The 17,990-nt window shown below is 65.4% G+C and carries 14 protein-coding genes; all 14 read right to left on the bottom strand.

The genetic code is table 11. The features are described from left to right. The 14 genes from QSV36_RS08435 to QSV36_RS08370 all read right to left on the bottom strand — a co-directional run bounded on the left by QSV36_RS08435 (position 1) and on the right by QSV36_RS08370 (position 17,985). A complete protein-coding gene (locus QSV36_RS08435; RefSeq protein ID WP_289131162.1) occupies positions 1-807 on the bottom strand; it encodes an NAD-dependent epimerase/dehydratase family protein in 807 nt (268 codons plus the stop codon). A gap of 82 nt (positions 808-889) precedes the next feature. Beyond that, a complete protein-coding gene (locus tag QSV36_RS08430; protein WP_289131161.1) occupies positions 890-2,128 on the bottom strand; it encodes an OprD family porin in 1,239 nt (412 codons plus the stop codon). Positions 2,129-2,411: 283 nt separating this feature from the next. Continuing rightward, positions 2,412-3,014, bottom strand: coding sequence for a hypothetical protein (locus QSV36_RS08425; protein ID WP_289131160.1), 603 nt, complete (start codon positions 3,012-3,014; stop codon positions 2,412-2,414). Between the two features lie 56 nt (positions 3,015-3,070). Continuing rightward, the gene (locus QSV36_RS08420; protein WP_289131159.1) at positions 3,071-3,733 is read right to left on the bottom strand and encodes a hypothetical protein; all 663 of its coding nucleotides are present in this window, start codon (positions 3,731-3,733) and stop codon (positions 3,071-3,073) included. A gap of 2 nt (positions 3,734-3,735) precedes the next feature. Continuing rightward, positions 3,736-8,094 (bottom strand): RHS repeat-associated core domain-containing protein, encoded by a 4,359-nt coding sequence (locus QSV36_RS08415; RefSeq protein ID WP_289131158.1) that lies wholly within the window; start codon positions 8,092-8,094, stop codon positions 3,736-3,738. Between the two features lie 9 nt (positions 8,095-8,103). Further along, positions 8,104-8,538 (bottom strand): DcrB-related protein, encoded by a 435-nt coding sequence (locus tag QSV36_RS08410; protein ID WP_289131157.1) that lies wholly within the window; start codon positions 8,536-8,538, stop codon positions 8,104-8,106. 11 nt (positions 8,539-8,549) lie between these two features. Continuing rightward, positions 8,550-10,487 (bottom strand): type VI secretion system Vgr family protein, encoded by a 1,938-nt coding sequence (locus tag QSV36_RS08405; protein WP_289131156.1) that lies wholly within the window; start codon positions 10,485-10,487, stop codon positions 8,550-8,552. An 11-nt stretch (positions 10,488-10,498) separates the two neighbouring features. Further along, a complete protein-coding gene (tssH, locus tag QSV36_RS08400; RefSeq protein ID WP_289131155.1) occupies positions 10,499-13,174 on the bottom strand; it encodes a type VI secretion system ATPase TssH in 2,676 nt (891 codons plus the stop codon). Next, positions 13,167-14,216 carry a type VI secretion system baseplate subunit TssG gene (tssG, locus tag QSV36_RS08395; RefSeq protein WP_502945649.1) on the bottom strand — a complete coding sequence of 350 codons (1,050 nt, stop codon included), beginning with the start codon at positions 14,214-14,216 and terminating at the stop codon, positions 13,167-13,169. Before tssG ends, tssH begins: the two co-directional genes overlap by 8 nt. Next, positions 14,180-16,042 (bottom strand): type VI secretion system baseplate subunit TssF, encoded by a 1,863-nt coding sequence (tssF, locus tag QSV36_RS08390; RefSeq protein WP_289131153.1) that lies wholly within the window; start codon positions 16,040-16,042, stop codon positions 14,180-14,182. The genes tssG and tssF overlap by 37 nt, the downstream gene beginning before the upstream one ends. Continuing rightward, positions 16,039-16,554: a type VI secretion system baseplate subunit TssE gene (gene tssE, locus QSV36_RS08385; RefSeq protein ID WP_170031699.1), complete on the bottom strand. Its 516-nt coding sequence runs from the start codon at positions 16,552-16,554 to the stop codon at positions 16,039-16,041. The genes tssF and tssE overlap by 4 nt, the downstream gene beginning before the upstream one ends. Continuing rightward, on the bottom strand, positions 16,548-16,988 hold the full coding sequence (locus QSV36_RS08380; RefSeq protein ID WP_289131152.1) for a hypothetical protein: 441 nt from the start codon (positions 16,986-16,988) through the stop codon (positions 16,548-16,550). Before QSV36_RS08380 ends, tssE begins: the two co-directional genes overlap by 7 nt. Next, positions 16,985-17,425, bottom strand: coding sequence for a type VI secretion system amidase effector protein Tae4 (locus QSV36_RS08375; RefSeq protein WP_170031693.1), 441 nt, complete (start codon positions 17,423-17,425; stop codon positions 16,985-16,987). Before QSV36_RS08375 ends, QSV36_RS08380 begins: the two co-directional genes overlap by 4 nt. A 71-nt stretch (positions 17,426-17,496) precedes the next feature. After that, positions 17,497-17,985 carry an Hcp family type VI secretion system effector gene (locus tag QSV36_RS08370; RefSeq protein ID WP_200627376.1) on the bottom strand — a complete coding sequence of 163 codons (489 nt, stop codon included), beginning with the start codon at positions 17,983-17,985 and terminating at the stop codon, positions 17,497-17,499. Between the last annotated feature and the right edge of the window lie 5 nt (positions 17,986-17,990).

The raw sequence follows: 17,990 nt of genomic DNA, 5'->3' as shown, positions 1-17,990 counted from the left end.
TCAGTCGAACGGGCCTGCCGCGGTGAAGGCACCGCCCTGATAGACCATGCTCGGGTCATCGGCGGCTGGTGCCGGCTGGGCTTCCACGACGCTGCGGAAGGTTTCGGAACTGTCCTTGGGCCGGTAGCCCAGGTGCGCGGCATGGCGGTTGTCCCACCACACGGTGCGGTTGGCGGACGCGCCGTAGACGATGGTGTGGCCGACATCGGGCGTGAACAGCCCGCGCTCGATCAGTTGCACCAGGTCGTCGTAGCTCAGCCAGGTGCAGAGCATGCGCGGGTTCTGTGGCTGCGGAAACGAAGAGCCGATGCGGATGCTCACCGTCTCGATGCCATAGCGGTCGAAATAGAAGCTGGCCAGGTCTTCGCCGTAGCACTTGGACAGCCCGTAGTAGCTGTCGGGACGGCGCGGCGAATGAGCGTCGATGCGCTGGTCCTGGCGGTAGAAGCCAATGGTGTGGTTGGAGCTGGCGAAGATGATGCGCCTGACGCCGTGCTTGCGTGCTGCCTCGTATACGTGGAACACACCGCAGATGTTCGGGCCGAGGATGTCTTCGAATGCATGCTCGGTGGAAACGCCGCCAAAGTGCAGGATGGCATCCACGCCCTCGACCAGGTCATGCACTGCCGCTTTGTCGGCCAGGTCACAGACGATGACTTCTTCATGCGGGCCCGCAGCAGGTGCCATGGGCTTGATATCGGAAAGGCGCAGGACCTCGGCGTAGCCTTGCAGGCGTTCGCGAAGGACCTTGCCCAGGCCGCCTGCCGCTCCAGTGAGCAGCAGGCGATTGAGGGGAGTGGTGGTCATGGCCGGCTCTTTTTGTGATTGTTGTAAGTTGTCGTATGACTGCGTTGATTATTGTGGTTGCTTCTGGTGGTTGTCAATCACATCACAGCAGCGACAACGGGTAGTTGAAGATCAACCGGTTCTCATCGAATTCGTTGTTGCTGTAATCCCGCCGAATCGACGAGTTTCGCCACTTCACGCTCAGATCCTTGAACGCCCCGCTCTGGATCACATACGCCAGCTCGGTTTCGCGTACCCACTCCTTGCCGTCGGTCACGCCACCGCTGTGCACATCGCGCCCGCTGATATAGCGGTTCATCAAGGTCAGCCCCGGTACCCCCACGGTGACGAAGTTGAAGTCATGGCGTACCTGCCATGAACGCTCGTTGGCATTGTCGAAGCTGGAGTTGTAGCTGTCGTTGGCCAGGGTCCCGCCACTGGTGCCGTTGACCCGCATCCAGGTATCGCCGTCGACTTTCTGCAGGCCGACCCAGAAGGTGTTGCCGGCGTACTTCGCCGAAAACATGCCTGAGTAAGTCTTGTTGTCCAGTTCGCCGGCCCGTTCGGACCCGTCCTCGTTGCCATGGAAGTAGCCCAGGTTGGCGCCCAGGGTCCAGGCACCAAGCGGCTGGCTGTGGCTCAGTTGCAGGTACTGCTGCTGGTAGACGTCCTTGAGTACCGCGTTCCACACCCCCACCAGGGTACGGTCCTGGTTGAACTTGTATTCGCCGCCGGCAAAGTTGAAGCGGTCCGACACGCCACCGCCGTAGCTCATGTCGTCCATGCTGGCGTCGTTGCGTGGGCTGTTGCCGCGAAATTGCCCGCCGTACAGGGTCAGCCCGGCGATCTCGTTGGAGGTGACCTGCCCGCCACGGAAGGTCTGCGGCAACGAGCGCCCGTCATCGGAGCGCAGGATCGGCAGCACCGGCATCCATTCACCGACCTTCAGTTCGGTCTTCGAGACCCGCAGCTTGCCCGCCACCGCCAGGCGGCCGTAGTCATCCGCCGGCTTGCCATCGTCATGGCGCGGCAGCAGCGCCGTACCGTAGGTACCACCACCGCCGTCGAGCTTGACCGACCACAGCCCCAGCACATCCACACCGAACCCGACCGGCCCTTCGGTAAACCCCGAGCGGGCATCGAGGATGAAGCTCTGCGTCCATTCCTCGGCCTTGCCCTGGGGGTTGCCAGGGTTGGTGAAGTTGCGGTTGATATAGAAGTTGCGCAGCCCCAGCGTGGCCTTGGCATCGTCGACAAAACCGGCAGCGAAGCTGGTGCCCGGCAGGCTGGCGATGGCCCCGGCACCCAGCAGGGCGAAGGGCAGGGTTTGGCAGATTTTCATTATTGTTGTGCTCCCTAAGGGTGTGGCAACCCGGCCACCGGGCACGCGCAGGCGGCCTGCAGCGGGGCGGGTAGGTAAAGGGCCGGTCAGGGCCAGGGTGGAAGTGCAGTAACCGGGCGCTAGCTGCTCAGCGGCGTAAGCCCGCTGGCCGGGGAAAGAGGAGGGTGTAACAGGCGGGGATGCAGCGGGGTAAGTGCCGACATGGGTTCGTCCACGGATTGTTATTTTTGTTATGTGTTGTCGTACAACTGTGGGCGATTATTAGCAAGCGGCAGCGGGGCTGTCAACGCTCCGCGTAGTGCAGCAGGGTGAATCTAAAGCAGCCAGGGCATTGCTGTTCCAGCCACGCTTTGGCTCTTTCACTGAGGAAGTACCCGCGATAGACATCCCCTTTGAAGAAATCGGCTTTTTCGTCGGCCTTGAGCACCTGGAGATACTGGCCGAGGTCGGCAGGTTCGTGCCGTGGGTCCTTGAGCAGGTTGAGCTTGCCCACGACGAATGCCTGCCAATACGCCGGCATGCGTGCGGCAAGCGCAGGGTCATGCGGCAGGCAGTCGATGATCGAGGTCGGCCCACCTTCCAGCTCGAGGTAATCGGTGATGGGCTTGCGGGTATCCCAGTGCAGCCAGTCAAGCTGCACGATGTGGGTTTTTTCCAGGTGCTCATACCGACTGATGCCTTTCAGGCCGCTTCGTTCCAGGGCTTCCTTGACCGGCTGGGTGAGCACCAGCGAGCCCGAGCGGATATACGCAGGCGGCGTGTACGGCCCGGCGCGCCTGATGCTGTCCACATCGGTATCTTCATCCCAGGCGATCATGCCCTGAAGCAGTACCGCGCCCCAGTCTCCCCAAGGAGACGGCGAGTTGTCGAAATGGTAGATGTTCACGTGAATCTTCTCGGCCCTTGCTGCTTATGGACGGTCGTCTGGAGTCGGCAGCCCATTCAGGTGAACTGAATGAAGAAGAAACCGGCGTCGTCGCCTTCCTTGCCACGGCGCGCCTGCATGTCCACGAACAGATAACCGATGCCTTCGCCGAACAGCCCAGCATGCTGCGGGCTGGCTTCGGCCACGTCGGCGTCCACCAGTTGCATCATGAACATGTAGCGCGGTGGTTCGTAGATCGGGTCCTGCAGCCAGCAGGGGCGGCCGCTGGGTTTGCTCAGGCCGATCCCGCTGTCCTCGTCCTCATGCTCCTCGTCATGCTCCTCGTCAGTCATTTCTTCAAAGTCGATGAACGCTCGTTCCAGCAGCAAGGGGGGATTGCTGGGCTCCAGTGGCTGGCTGGCAAGCTCATGCAGGATGACCCGGGCAAAGCCGGCGTTGATGACGTTCTGCAGTTCCGACTGCTGATTGACTGTATAGCGACGCTGGAGCGGGCGGCTGAAGCCACCGTCCTGCTGTTGCTCGACGGCGAGGAAAACCGTGATAGCCATGCCTGGCGGGACGAACCGGGCCGGTTGGAACTGTTCGGTCAGGGTCAGGATGGGCGTCATCAACCCACCGGTTTGCGGGTTGGCCGGCCACAAGGAATGGTCCTTGAGCAAAGGCGCACCACCGATCTGGCCGAAGCCGCGGTCTTGTTGGGACAACACGATTTTCTTCATGGCTAGTAACACCCTTTGCTTTTGGCGAACGACTTGGCGTAGCGCCGGGCCGTTCTGAGTTGTTGGATTGTGACATCTCCCTGAGTCACCAGCGATTGGTAGATGGCCTTGGACATCAGGCGGATCTCAAGCTTGCCGCTTTTGAGCATCTGGTTAGGCTTGAGGCCCATTGCCTTGCGCAACCGGTTCTCTGCGGCATGCACCTGGTCATGATGCTTGGGCGTCAGGGCAATCGAAGGGTTGCCGCGCATCCGGCGTCCTTTCGGTGCCAGGCCGGCATCCTGCAAGAACTTGTTACGCAGAATTTCATGGGCTTCAAGGCCATCGCCACGGTGCGCCTTGGCACCATAACCTGCGGTTTCGCCTTCCTTGAGCAGCCCCCATGGGTCAATCCACGTGAATGGGTTCGGCGCATACTCGTAAAGGTTCAAACCACCGGCCAAACCGATTGGGTCTGGCTGGGTAAAGCGGCCTATCTCCGGGTCGTAGAAGCGGAACAGGTTGTAGTGCAGGCCGGTTTCGCGGTCCAGGTACTGGCCCTGGAAGCGCAGGTTCTGATCTTCCGGCAGACGGCTGGCCCGCTGTTCATCCCAGCTTGCACCCCAGCTCAGGTAGCGCGCCGACCACACGACCTCGCCGGTGTCATCGGTCAACTGTTCCGGCAGGCCATTGATGTCATTGTGGTAATGCAGCACCTGCTGATGAGCGCCCTGGCCATCCACCCGCGCCAGTGGTTCATGGCCATCGTCTTCGTACAGGTACAACGCCTGCCGGCCATTGTGCTGCTCGCCGAGCAGGCGCAGGCCACTCCAGCTGAAGCGGGTGCGGCCAACCACTTGGCCGTCGAGCGTCGATTCGATCTTCTCGGTGCGCCGGCCCATCGGGTCGTAGCGCATGTCGATGATGCGTTCCCGCCCAGGTTGCAGGTTGCGCACCTGGACCAGCCGGTGCTCGGCGTCGTAGCGAAAATGCTGGGTACCGCGTCGGCGGCTGCGTTTTTCCACCAGGCGACCGAAGCCATCGTAGCGATAGCGCTTGTCCTCGAAGGTGAGCACGCGGTTGTGCCGGACCAGCCCGGCGCCTGCCGCCAGCGGGTCGAGCAGGTTCCCGGCCGGGTCGTAGCGGAACGCTTCGCGCTGGCCGATGGGGCTGTCCTGACGGCCCAGGACATGGCCGCAGCCATCATGCTGATAAACCTGCAGATACCCGTTGCCGGGGTGCTGCACCTCGCGTACGGCCAGCTGGTCGGCGGCGTCGAACTGGTACCGCTGCTGGTCTGGCGCCGGCAGCCGGCTGGGCTGCGCTGCCGGGCGACGGAGCAGGGTGCGCAGGCGTCCGCCACGGTCGTACTGGCGTTGAATCGCCAGGTTGCCCTGCAGGCGCAGCGTCTCCCGGTGAACACGGTCACGCTCGAAATCGCACACCGCCTGGCCATCGAGGTTGATCTGGTGCAGGTGCCCGCTGCCGTAGTACAGGCGGTTGATCCAGCGGCCGTCGGGTACTCGCGTGCGGGTGAGATTGCCGAGCGGGTCATACTGGTACTGCACGCTGCCCTGCGCGCTGTGTTCCTCGAGCAACTGGCCCAGCGCATCGAAGGCGAAGCCCAGTTCCTCGACCTGGCCATCCACACGGGTACGACGGATCGCAACCACGTTGTCCAGTGGGTCGTTGCAGTAGTCGGTGCGTCCCTCATCGGTATGGCGGGTCAGCAGGCGGCCACCTGCGTCATAGGCCATGCGGTGAATGATGGGTGCCTCGTCGCTGCCCGGCGCAGGCAGGAAGGTGACCTGGACCAGATTGTCCAGCGGGTCGTACTGGTAGCGCCGCAGGCCACCGTCCAGATCGCGCTCGGCGATCAGCCGGTCGCCTGCATCCCATTCGAAACCGTAGGCCTCGCCATTTTCGTTGTACAGCGCGAGCAGGCGCCCATAGTCGTCATGGTGGTAGCGGACTTGTCGACCGAGCGCATCGATGCGCAGTTGCAACTGGCCGCGGTGGTTACGCCGGTATTGGGTCACGTGGCCTGCCGTGTCGATGTGCTGGGCCAATAGGCCGCTGGCATCGAGGGCAAATGCTTCGCTGCGGCCATCAGGCAAGGTCACGCTGCGCAAGCGACCTTTGTCGTCATGCCGGTAGTCGGTGCGCTCGCCCTGGGCGTCGGTAATCGATTGCAGATGGCCCAAGGGGTCGTAGGCGAGGCGGGTCAGGTAGCCGGAGCAGTCCCGCTGTTCGACCAGCAGGCCCCGTTCGTTCCAGCGCAGGTGGCGGCTGGAACCGTTGGCATCGATGATTTCGACAGGGTTGCCCTGGCTGTCATGGCGATAGTGGGTGTGCTGGCCCAACGGGTCGGTCTGGCGCGTGCAGTTGCCCCGTTGGTCATAGGCGAAGGTCCAGCGCTGCCCTGCCGGGTCCGTCTGGCTGCGCGGCAGCGACCAGTGTTCGAGCCATTCGGTCGACTCGCTACGCCCCAGCGGGTCGACGGTCTCGGCAAGGTTGCCCGACTCATCGTAGAAGAACTGCCAGCGTCCATCCATGGGATCGCTGGCCGCGAGCAGCTGGCGCTCGTCATTCCATTCGAAGCGCCAGGTGCGCTCAAGGGCATCGGTATAAGCGGTGATCTGGTACTGCTGGTTCCAGTGGCGCACGGCAACGCGGCCAAGGCTGTCGGTCACCCGGGTGATGCCGGCGGCGACGTCGTATTCGAAGGCGTAGCTGTCGCCGCCGTTGGTCCAGTGCCGCGCCACCCGCCAGCCGTCCTCATGCTGCGCCCACGCGTAGTAGCAACACAGGCCGCCGCCAGTACGGTGTTCGATCATGCGTCGGGCAGCGTCGTAGGCGAAGCTGCGCAGCGGCTGGCCTGCGCCATCCTGTACCTGAGCGAGGTCACCGTTGGCGTCGTAGCCATAGCTGGCCAGCCGTTGCGATTCGCCGCTCGCCGCGTGGAAGTCGATGTGGCTCACCCGCTGCGGCCATTGCTCGCTGTAGCCGAGGCTGACACGTACCTGGTCGAAGGTGTCGCGCAACTGGCAGAGGCGGCCCTGCTGGTCGTAGTCCAGGTAGATCCGGTTGTCATTGCGATCACCGATCTGGCTCAGGCGCAGTCGATCGGGCCGCCCCGGGGTTGGCTGGAACAGCCGATACTCGCCTTCGCGGCTTTCAGTCAGCAGTTCGCCGTTGTGCGCCCGGCGTACGCTCAGCCCTTCACCGACGCTGAACACCGCATCGCCCAGGGTAATGATGCCCATGTCCACCCGGCGCGCCTGCTCGTCGACCAATACCAGGCGGTCGTCTGCATCGACCTGCACCGAAACTTCATAGGGCAGGCTCCAACCCGCGCCGAACAGGCCATCGACACGCTCGTCGTGGCTGTTGTAGAAGCGTTGCCAGGCGATCGGCAGGGTGGCTTGCACGGTGAAGTCGAGGTCTTCCTCGCCACACAGGACCTTGCCGCCGGTAGCCGCGTGTACCGGGTTGGGCGAACCGGCCATGGCCTGGGTGAGGGCGCTGGTCACCTGGCCGGTAACCACGCTGCTCACGCCGCCCACCAACATGCAGCCGAACTTGCTGTAGAACTTGCCGCCACGCCCGCGCAGCAGCATCAATGCGGTCACCGCCAGGCCGATGCCGGGCGTCTTGCCGCTGCGAATCTCGCGCACCACGATCGGCTCGCCGCCGATGCGCACGTTGTTCGACACCAGGCCGCCATCGACGATCACCGCTTCGCAGGTGCTGCGGTCACCGCTGCGGCAGGCCGGGTGGCCGTTGATCAGCACCTTGCTGGAACCCTCGGCCAGGTACTGCGGCGGCATCGGCGGGTGCTTGCTGCACAGGACCTTGTCGTCCGGTACCGGCAAGGTATTGGCGGCGGGCGTGGCCACGGTCGGCCGCCACATCTGCGAGAAGAAGCCCTTGGCCATGTCCAGGAAGCTTTCCTCCTGGGCCTCGGCGCCTTGCGCGCCGGCCTGCTCCAGCGCTGCCGGCGGGCCCGTGACGATGCCGGCAGCGCGCGCCGCGCGCTTGCCATTGGTGCGGGTGTCCGACGAGCCACTGATGATGGTGGCCTGTACCGACGGCGGGAACAGGAAGTTGCCGATGCCCTCGCATAATCGGCTCAAACCCGTATCGGCACCGGTCTTGGCCATGACCACGCCGACCACCAGGCCGACCACTGCGCCCAGCACGAAGCAGCCCAGGCCGCCGGTGGCCACGGTCAGGCCGAATGCCGCTGCCACGGCGGCGGTGGCCAGGGCACCGATGGCCACGGTGGCGGCGATTTCCAGCACCCCGCCGACGATGTCGGCCAATATCGAGGTGTGCATCAGCGCGTCGCCTTCGCGGGCGGCCCACAAAGCGTCGGACATGGCTCAGGCTCAGCCCAGGTTGTCGAAGTCGAGCGACTGCTTGATGGCTGCCCAGTGAGCCGCTTCGGCCGCGCCCAGCGGGCTGGCCTTGACGTAGCTCAGGGCAAACATCCTGCGCGTGCCGGGCAGCACCAGGGCCAGCTGGTACTGGTAGACCTTTTCCTGGCCCTTGCTGAACTGGCTGCTCAGTTCGATGGCGGCGATCGCCTGGTCGGCACCCACCTGCACGGCCTGGGCGGGCTGCATGCGCAGGTCCTTGACCTGTTGCTGCAGGCGCTGCAACTGGCCGTCGAAATTGCTCTGCAGGGTCTCGCCCTCGGCCAGCAGGCTGCGGCTGATGATCAGCGAGGTGGCCAGGGCCTCGAAGCGCAGGATGTTGATGCTGCTGTCCTGCACGGCGGCATCGGGCAGGGCCAGGCGGAATTCGTTGACGCGATAACTCATGACAGGTCTCGTTACTGGTCGGAGCCGGAGAAGATCGCCTTCACCGAGTCGTCGATGGTCTTTTTCACACCCTGGTTGTCGGGTGCGGTCTGCGCACCGCTGCCGACGTTCAGGTCGAGGGTGCCGTCGGTATTGATCTCGCCGTTCTGCTTGGCATGGAAGCTGAACTGCTCGCAGCTGATGTTGATCTGGCCGCTGGCGTTGAGCTCGATCACGCTCTTGCCACAGACCAGCCGCAGATTCTCCCCGACCTCGATCAGGTAGCTGGTGCTGACGCTGTCGGTCTTGCTGGCACCGACCAGCAACATGTCGTCGCGGCGCACGGCACGGATGCGGTCCTGGCCGATGGTGATGGTTTCCAGCATGCCCACCGTCTGCGTGCGGTTGATGCCGACCGCCAGCGTCTCGCACTGCTCGACCACGGTGTCCATGTTGCGCTCGGCATGGATGTACAACTGCTCGGCGCCTTTCTTGTCTTCCATGCGGATTTCATTGAAGTTGGCCGGGCTGCCGCCCTTGCTCGAACGGCTCTTCATGCCGCTTTGCGTGGCGTTGGCGGGCAAGTCGTAGGGCACGCTCTGTTCGGCGTTGTACACGCGGCCAGTGATGATCGGCCGGTCGGGGTCGCCTTCGAGGAAGCTGACGATCACTTCCTGGCCAATGCGCGGGATCTGCATCGAGCCCCAGTTCTTGCCGGCCCAGGCCTGCGATACGCGGATCCAGCACGAGCTGTTCTCGTTGGACTGGTCGTGGCGGTCCCAGTGGAAGTGCACCTTCACCCGGCCATACTGGTCGGTCCAGATCTCCTCGCCAGCGGGGCCGACCACCACGGCAGTCTGCGGGCCCTTGACGATCGGCCGCACGGTACTGCCCTGCGGGCGGAAACTCTGCTGGGCGTCGATGCAGCTGAGGTTGCTCTCGAACTGCGCGGCGCCGCTGCCGGTGCCGCTTTCCAGGCGCTCCTGATGCACGTAGTAGCGTGCGCCGACGATCAGGTATTCACGGTTCTGGTCCTGGCGGGTGAAACCGCTGAGGCTGAACAGGTGGCCGCTGCCCAGGCCGCGGGCATTGCCGCGCAGCTCGACCCGCTCGTGCAGGCTCTGCAGCGACTCGAGGCGCGTGCGCGCGTAGTGCTCGCCGTCCTGGCTTTGCTGGTAGGCGCCGGGGTAGTCGTACAACGGGTAATCACCGGCCTGGTGCGGGCGCGGCATGGCCGAGCGCACGTCGATGCGCGCGCTGGGGCGCTGGAAGTCGTAGTCGTTGAGCTCCAGCGACCCTGGCTGCACTTCCTGGGCCAGGTGCCAGTCGTTGATGTGGTCACGCTCGCGGTGCTGCCCGTCCGGCGGGTAGTAGGGCACGCTTTCGTAGCCAGGCATCTGCGGGTGCGCGCTGTAGGCATCGGCCAGCACCAGCACGTGGCGCTGCGCTTCATGGCGGAAGAAGTAGTAGATGCCTTCCTCTTCCATCAGCCGGCTGACGAAGTCGAAGCTGGTCTCGCGGTACTGCACGCAGTATTCGCGTTCGCGGTAGCTACGGCTGAGGGCATCCTCGAAGTCGGAAAAGCCCAGGTCGCGGAACACCTGCTTGATGATCTGCGGCGCGCTCAGGTGCTGGAAAATGCGGCAGTCGCTGGTGCGGGTCAGCAGCCACAGCCACGGCCGCAGGGTGACCCGGTAGCTGGCGAACTGGCCCTGGTCCACCGACTGGCTGCAGCGGGCGACGATGCCGTGGAAGTAGCGTGACGTGCCGAGGCTCAGCTGCACGCTCAGGCTCATCGGCTTGCCCAGCAGGGCATTGAGGTCGATGGCCGGGTCGTCGCTGGTCAGCTGCAGCTCATAGTCGAACAGGCGGCCGAGCTCGTCGCTGCCACCCATTTCGGCCAGGATCAGCTTGTCCGGCCCCAACGGGCTGTTGATCTGCGCCAGGCGCGTGAACTGCGTGAACAGCATGGTCGGTCCTGTCAGTCGGCTGCGCCGAAGTCATAGTGCAAGTCATTGTCGCGGCGGCTGATGCGCACACTGGCCAGCGGCTTGCCTTCGAGCATGCGGGTGAGGAACTCGCGGCTCATGTCCGGCAGCAGGCCGTTGGTGAGGATGGCGTCGATCATGCGGCCACCGCTTTCGGTTTCGCTACAGCGCGAGACGATCAGCTCCACCACCTCGTCGTCGTAGGCAAAGCCGACCTTGTGCGTGCCTTCCACGCGCTTGCGGATGCGCTCCAGCTGCAGGCGGGTGATGGCCTTGAGCATGGCGTCGCTGAGCGGGTAGTAGGGGATGGTCACCAGGCGCCCGAGCAGCGCCGGCGGGAAGATCTCCAGCAGCGGCTGGCGCAGCTGGCTGGCCACCGCCTCCGGGTCGGGCAGGGCCTGCGGGTCGCTGCAGGTGCGCGCGATCAGCTCGGTGCCGGCGTTGGTGGTGAGCAGGATGAGGGTATTGCGGAAGTCGATCTGACGGCCTTCGCCATCCTCCATCACGCCTTTGTCGAACACCTGGAAGAAGATCTCGTGCACGTCCGGGTGGGCCTTTTCCACCTCGTCCAGCAGCACCACGCTGTACGGCCGGCGGCGCACGGCCTCGGTCAGCACGCCGCCCTCGCCGTAACCGACGTAGCCGGGCGGGGCGCCCTTGAGGGTCGAGACGGTATGCGCCTCCTGGAACTCGCTCATGTTGATGGTGATCAGGTTCTGCTCACCGCCGTACAACGCCTCGGCCAGGGCCAGCGCGGTTTCGGTCTTGCCCACCCCGGAGGTGCCGGCGAGCATGAACACGCCAATCGGTTTGTTCGGGTTGTCGAGGCCGGCGCGGGAGGTCTGGATGCGCTTGGCGATCATGCTCAGCGCATGGTCCTGGCCGATGATGCGCTTGGCCAGCAGGCTGTCGAGGTTGAGCACGGTCTCGATCTCGTTGCGCGCCATGCGCCCCACCGGAATGCCGGTCCAGTCGGCCACCACCGAGGCGACTGCCTGGTAGTCCACGGTCGGCAGGATCAACGGGCTCTCGCCTTGCAGGGCGCTCAGGCGCTGTTGCAGGTCGGCCAACGTTTCGCGCAGCTCAGGGTTGCCTGGCAGCGCAGCGTCCTGGTCGACCACCCCGGCTTGCTCGCGCAGTTGGGCGCGGGTGGCCAGCAGTTGGTCGACCAGGGCCTTTTCCTCGGCCCAGCGGCTTTCCAGGGCGGCCAGGCGTTGGCGCTCCTCGGCCAGCAGGCTGTCGGCCTGGGCCTGGCGCTGCCCGGTGGGCACGCCAATGGCAGCTTCACGGGCGATGATCGCCTGCTCGACCTCCAGCGCCTCGATACGGCGGCGGCTGTCGTCGACCTCGGCCGGCACCGCATGCAGGCTGATGGCCACGCGTGCGCAGGCGGTATCCAGCAGGCTCACCGATTTGTCCGGCAGCTGGCGCGCCGGGATGTAACGGTGCGACAGCTTGACCGCGGCCTCGAGGGCTTCGTCGAGGATCTGCACCTGATGGTGCTGTTCCATGGTCGAGGCCACCCCGCGCATCATCAGCAGGGCCTTGGCTTCGCTCGGCTCGTCCACTTGCACCACCTGGAAGCGGCGGGTCAGGGCCGGGTCTTTCTCGATGTGCTTCTTGTACTCGGCCCAGGTGGTCGCCGCCACTGTGCGCAGGCTGCCCCGGGCGAGTGCCGGCTTGAGCAGGTTGGCCGCATCGCCGGTGCCGGCGGCGCCACCGGCACCAACCAAGGTATGGGCTTCATCGATGAACAGGATGATCGGCTTGGGCGAGGCCTGCACATCCTCGATTACCTGGCGCAGACGCTGTTCGAACTCGCCTTTCATGCTGGCGCCGGCCTGCAGCAGGCCGACGTCCAGGCTGCGCAGCTCGACATCCTTGAGCGCCGGCGGCACGTCGCCAGCGACGATGCGCAAGGCGAAGCCTTCGACCACGGCGGTCTTGCCGACACCGGCCTCACCGGTGAGGATCGGGTTGTTCTGCCGGCGGCGCATGAGGATATCGACCAGTTGGCGGATCTCCTCGTCGCGGCCGACGATCGGGTCGAGCTTGCCGCTGCGGGCCTGTTCGGTCAGGTCGACGGTAAAGCGCTTGAGCGCTTCCTGCTTGCCCATCGCCGCCGGCGCCACGGCGCCGCTGGCTTCGCCAGGCTGCGCAGCACTGAAGCCGTCGGTGGCGCCCAGATGGTTCTCCGGCGAGTCGCCGACGTATTCGTTGAAGCGTTCGCTCAACGCCTCGACCTTGAGCTTGGCGAACTCGCTCGACAGCCCCAGCAAGGCATGGCGCAGGCTCGCTGTCTTGAGGATGCCGACCAGCAGGTAGCCGCTGCGCACCTGGCTTTCACCGAACATCAGGCTGCCGTATACCCAGCCACGTTCGACCGCCTCTTCTACCTGCGAGGACAGGTCGGTGATCGAGGTCGAACCGCGTGGCAGCCGGTCCAGGGCGTCGGTCAGGTCGCGCGCCAGGCGCGCCGGCTCGACATCGAACTGGCGCACGATACGGTGCAGGTCGCTGTCCTGCAGTTGCAGCAACTGGTGCAACCAGTGCACCAGTTCGACATAGGGGTTGCCCCGCAGCTTGCAGAACACCGTGGCGGCCTCGATGGCCTTGTAGGCAATGCTGTTGAGTTTGCCGAACAGCGCGGCGCGGCTGATTTCACCCATGGTCCTGGTTCCTTGTATGGGGGGCGGCGGCCGGCTGGTCGGCATAGTAGCGGGCCAGCTTCAGGTCGCGTGCATCGTGCGGAGGGTGGCCGAGCCAGGTATCGAAACCCAGGCGTTGGCCGGCATTGAGTTGCAGCGCAGGTACCTGGTCCTGCGCGAGGATCAGGTTGAGATCCCAGTCCAGTTCCTGGCCCAGATATTCGGCGACCCATGCCGCCAGTTCGACGAAGGCCTGCCCGCCAGGCAGCAGGGCGTGGTACTGGTCGAGGCTGAGCGGGCCGAGGCACAGCCGGAACTTGTGCTGGCGGTCCCAGACGTAGCGGCCCAGGCACAGGTCCACGCCCAGGCGATTGGCACGCACGCCGAGCTGGCTGCGTTCGGGCAGTTCAAGCCACTGGCCGACGTATTCTTCCAGGCTTACCGGCACGCCGAAATACCCGGCCAGGATGCTGCACAAGCCGTCCGGGTAGCGGGTTTGCGCGCTCAGGTGGCCGGACCAGTGCAGTTTGGCGGTGTCGGCCAACGCGCCCTGGCCCTGCAGTTCCGGCTGGCCACGGCCACTGAGCGCGGCCAGGCGCGCGGCCCAATAGTCGTCGCCCGGGCGGTCGTGGCTGACCGTCGGGCGCGCTTCGGCCCAGGCGCGGTAGAACAGGCTCAGCAGGCGGTGATGGAACACATCGAGGAACGCCTTGCTGGTCGCGTCGGCATGGTTGCGCTGGCGCTCGCGCATGTATTCGGTGAGGTGCAGCGGCAACGGCCCGTTGGGGCCACCGAGGCCGAAGAAGAACTGCTCCAGGCGCGCCGGCTGCTCGCCGTCGGCGCTGACCGAGGCCAGGGTCGCCGGGGCGAACCCGCAGTCCAGGCGCTGGCCCAGGCGCACCGGCTCGTCGGCCAGGCGCAGCGAATGGCCGAAGCGTGGCAGCTCGGGGTACTGCGCCTCGAGGCGGCGCAGCGCCTGGAAGAAGTCGTACGCCCAGGGCTCGTCCTGCATGGCCTGCAAGGTATTCATAAGGTCGGCCTGCGCCCCGGTTTGGCCGCCCAGCGCATGATCTCGCCACGTTCACTGGTGCGCAGTACCGTTTCGGTGAAGCTGTTGATCGACACATAGCGGGTCAGGAAGCGTTCGAACACCGCGCCGAGCAGGAACACGCCAGTGCCGCGGAAGGCGTTTTCGTCGAAGGTCAGGGTGATCTCCAGGCCACGCCCGAACACGATCGGCCCGGGCATCGGCAGGCGTCGGGTGCAGGGTTTGCTGCTGACCTCGCGCAGGCCGTCGATCTGCAGGTTCAGCGCGCTGTCCTGTGGGTCGCCATACAGGCGCAGCAGTTCGCGCAGGGCGGCGGCACCCTGGCCGTGCTCGGCCAGCGACAGGTAGTTCAGCGACAGCTGGCTGATCAGGCGCCAGGCCCGGTTGTCGTGGGCATGGCTGGCCTTGGGCCGGCTAGGGCCGGCCAGGCAACGTATGCCGGCGACCGGTGCGCTGTCGGCCAGGCTGAAGTCGCTACGCCCGTCGCCAACGTTCATGAACAGGGGCAGGTCGCGGTTGCTGCACAAGGCGCTGATACCCAGCTGGCGCAGGTCGTGGCGGTAGGGCGCCTGCTGGCCGTCGACCAGGCTGATGAACGTCTCGCTGCCCATGTAGCTGGAGCGCGTGCCGTTTCGGCGCTGGTCGCTGGACAGCACGCGCGGTTCGCGGCGCACGATGTAGTAGGCTTGGTCGCGGCCATAGCGCGACGGGTCGCGCACGGCGTAGAACGGCAGGAATTCCTGGTCGGGGCCGGTGCCGTGGCCGGTAACCCGCTGCAGCGAATGGATCTCGAAATCGGTGGGCCGGGTGCGGTCGGCGATCACGTGGTGTTCATGCACCCGATCGGTCAGGTGCAGGCGGTCGACCCGGCGTGGGAACAGGTTGATCGCCGGGGTGCAAAACGGCACGAACTGGCCGGCACCGACGCTGCTCTCCAGGCTCTGCTCGAAACGCTCGAACAACACCAGCACTTCCAGGGTCTGCCCGCTGCAGCGTTGTACCGCCCGCTCCAGCCCGGCGAAATCGACGAACAAAAAGCGCTGCGGCAGGGCGAAGTATTCCTGCAGCAGGCGGTAGCCCTGGAAGGCCTGGGGCACCACCGGCAACGCCGCTTCGCGGTCGTCGAAGCCACACGGGCGCAGCGCCTGTTCGACTGGAATGCGCTCTACCCAGTCGGCGCCGGGTTGGCGCACGAACACTGCGCAGGCGCTGCCCAGCAGTTGCTCGTAGAGGCGGAACGGCGTCTCGTCGGCGCCGTTGAGGTACAGCGGCAAATGGCTGAGCGGCAAGCTGCAGAACGGCACCTCGGCGCCACTGCGCAGGGTCAGGCGCAGGCCGGCGCGGGCCTGTGGCACGCTGCCGGCCAGGCGCCCGAGCACCGCGCCAGGGTTGCCGAAGTACTCGGCGCGGGCCACCTGCAAGGGCCACAGGGTAACGTCCTGGGTGCTGCGGAACTCGCACGGGGTTTGCGAGTTGCGCCCCAGGTTGGCGCGCAGCACGCTGTCCCGCGGCAGGCGGAAACCGGCGGCCAGGGAGCCCTCGTCGGGGTCGGCCTGCAGTTGCACCACGGTCATCGACGGGGTCGGCGCCAGGTAGTGCGGGTAGGCGATTTCCAGCAGGTTGTGGGTGAAGGTCGGGTACTCGGCGTCCAGCTTCAGCTGCACCCGCGCGGTAAGGTAGGCAAAGCCTTCGAGCAGGCGCTCGACGTACGGGTCGGCACACTCGATCCCCGACAGCGTCAGGCGCCCGGCGATCTTCGGGTACTCCCTGGCGAACTCCGCGGCACTTTCGCGAATGTGCTGCAACTCCTGGTTGTACAGCTCCAGCAGGCGCGGGTTCATGCGCGCCTCCGGCGTTCGGCCGGGGCCACGCGTACATGGCCGGACTCAAGGTCCACCTCGGTCTGCAGCAGCAACGGCAAGGCCGCCGGCTGGGCCCACAGGTCGCCCTCGATTTCGAAACTCAGGGCGTTGGCATTCATCTCGCCGGGGGCGGCCTGGGCACGCACCTTGAGGGTATGGGCGAGAATGCGTGGCTCGTAGGTGGCGATGGCCTGGTGGATGATGCGCTCCAGGGCGGCCAGGTCGATGTTCGAGGCGCTGTTGCCGGCCAGGGCCGGCAGGCCGTAGTTGATCACCGACGCACCGGCCGGGGTGCCCAGGGTGGCGGCGCTGTCCAGCAGTGAGGTGGTGTTGAGCAACCAGGCAAGGTCGCGCAGCACCGAGGCCTTGAGCTGGTGCAGGCTGAGCACGCGCTTGTCCGGGGCTTCCTGCGGGTTGCCCGGGTCGTCGTCGGTCAGGCGGTCCAGCAGCGAGGGCTGCAGACGGTCGCGGGCGGCAATATCGGCTACCACTCGAACAGCCCCACGAAGTTCTTCTGGTCTACCGGGCCGTGCGAGCAGCTGCCGCCATGGGCCACGATGGAAGGCTCCAGGCGCTCGCCCAGCTGGCGCACGGCCTGGTACTGGCTAGCGCAACGGCCGGGCTGCGACGGGTCTGGCTGGACATGGCTGACAATGATGATCTGCGCGCCATTGAACTGCTCCACGCGAGGCTTGCCGCCGTCGCGCTCGGGGCTGAGCTGGCAGGGCCAGGGCATGTCCAGCTGCAGCAGCGAAGCATCGGCCTGGCGCAGCGCGCAGCGGCCCTGGTGGCTTACCAGCGCCAGCTGTTTGCCGCCAAGGGTGACTTCAGGCGCCGCACTCGACGACGGAGCAGGGGCCTGCGCACAGGCATTCAGGGCGAACGCGACCAGCAGGGCCGGCAGGGCTTTGCACGCACGGTTCATTTCAGCTCCCAGAACCAGACGGCCTTGGACCGATGGGCCTGGTCGGCGAAATAGCCCGTGACCCGGCCTCTGTCCCACAGGTCGATGTGATCGCCGGTACGGTTGTCGAATGCCTGCCCGGCACGGGCAAAACAATCCTTGAAGAAGATGATGCCGCGCTTGTCGCTGAGCTTGAGGCGGTCGCTTGCGCTGCCACTCAGTTGCAGCGGGGCACCGAGATGGTGCTTCCACAGCCAGTTGGCCAGCGACTCGGCGCCCCGGGCATGGCCATGGGCACAGCGCGGTTCGCTGTAGGTACCGGCATTCACCTTGATGGTATGTTCGCCATTGAGCGCGATGCTCATGCGAATGGCGCACTGGTTGTCCCAGCCGCCGTCGCAAGGCGAGGAATCGGTTGGGTAGGCATTCCAGAGGTTGATGAAAGAAGGCTTGGCCATGGGTTTCACCGTGAGCGGGTGAGGGTAGGGAAGGGCGCCCGCGCCAGCCAAGGCTGCGCAGGCGCGCTCGGTCAGATCTTGACGTTGGAACGGATGTTCCAGCCGTACTTGATCGGGCCGCCTTCCTTGGTGCCGTCGGCTTTCTGCGGCTGATAGTCGACGGTGACCTTGGCGAAGTTCAGGGTCACGTTCTCGGTCAGGCGGTCGTCACTGCCCGAGCCACCGGTGCTCAGCGAGCTGATGATGACCTCTTCGAGGTTGATGATCAGGTATTCGACCTGGCTCTCGCCGCCGGCCTTGCGCACGGTCAGCTTGACCTTGTCGATGTGCTTGCCGCTGGAGCAGTGGGCCATCAGGTTGGGGGTCGACTTGTCGATGTACTTGGTGATCGACAGGTCCTGGATGTTGACCTTGCCCGAACCGCCACCGCTACCCATGTGCATGTTGCCGGACTGGGACATGCCCCAGCTCCAGTTGAGCACGTCGATTTCGTCCTTGTGGCCCTTGTCGTGGGACTCGCCCTTGATGTCGCCGATCTTGATGAAAATATCTACAGCCATGATGT

The sequence above is a fragment of the Pseudomonas sp. BCRC 81390 genome (genome assembly GCF_030341915.1).
Lineage (GTDB): Bacteria > Pseudomonadota > Gammaproteobacteria > Pseudomonadales > Pseudomonadaceae > Aquipseudomonas.
Note: the sequence above shows the minus strand (reverse complement) of the source record. Positions and strands in the feature narration are given on the sequence as shown.

What these genes read in the sequence shown, in the direction of transcription:
- QSV36_RS08430 (WP_289131161.1), bottom strand. Translation starts at nt 2,128, where the DNA reads ATGAAAATCTGCCAAACCCTGCCCTTCGCCCTGCTGGGTGCCGGGGCC.
- QSV36_RS08405 (WP_289131156.1), bottom strand. Translation starts at nt 10,487, where the DNA reads ATGCTGTTCACGCAGTTCACGCGCCTGGCGCAGATCAACAGCCCGTTG.
- QSV36_RS08380 (WP_289131152.1), bottom strand. Translation starts at nt 16,988, where the DNA reads ATGAACCGTGCGTGCAAAGCCCTGCCGGCCCTGCTGGTCGCGTTCGCC.
- QSV36_RS08370 (WP_200627376.1), bottom strand. Translation starts at nt 17,985, where the DNA reads ATGGCTGTAGATATTTTCATCAAGATCGGCGACATCAAGGGCGAGTCC.
- tssH (WP_289131155.1), bottom strand. Translation starts at nt 13,174, where the DNA reads ATGGGTGAAATCAGCCGCGCCGCGCTGTTCGGCAAACTCAACAGCATT.
- QSV36_RS08420 (WP_289131159.1), bottom strand. Translation starts at nt 3,733, where the DNA reads ATGAAGAAAATCGTGTTGTCCCAACAAGACCGCGGCTTCGGCCAGATC.
- QSV36_RS08435 (WP_289131162.1), bottom strand. Translation starts at nt 807, where the DNA reads ATGACCACCACTCCCCTCAATCGCCTGCTGCTCACTGGAGCGGCAGGC.
- QSV36_RS08410 (WP_289131157.1), bottom strand. Translation starts at nt 8,538, where the DNA reads ATGAGTTATCGCGTCAACGAATTCCGCCTGGCCCTGCCCGATGCCGCC.
- QSV36_RS08375 (WP_170031693.1), bottom strand. Translation starts at nt 17,425, where the DNA reads ATGGCCAAGCCTTCTTTCATCAACCTCTGGAATGCCTACCCAACCGAT.
- QSV36_RS08415 (WP_289131158.1), bottom strand. Translation starts at nt 8,094, where the DNA reads ATGTCCGACGCTTTGTGGGCCGCCCGCGAAGGCGACGCGCTGATGCAC.
- tssF (WP_289131153.1), bottom strand. Translation starts at nt 16,042, where the DNA reads ATGAACCCGCGCCTGCTGGAGCTGTACAACCAGGAGTTGCAGCACATT.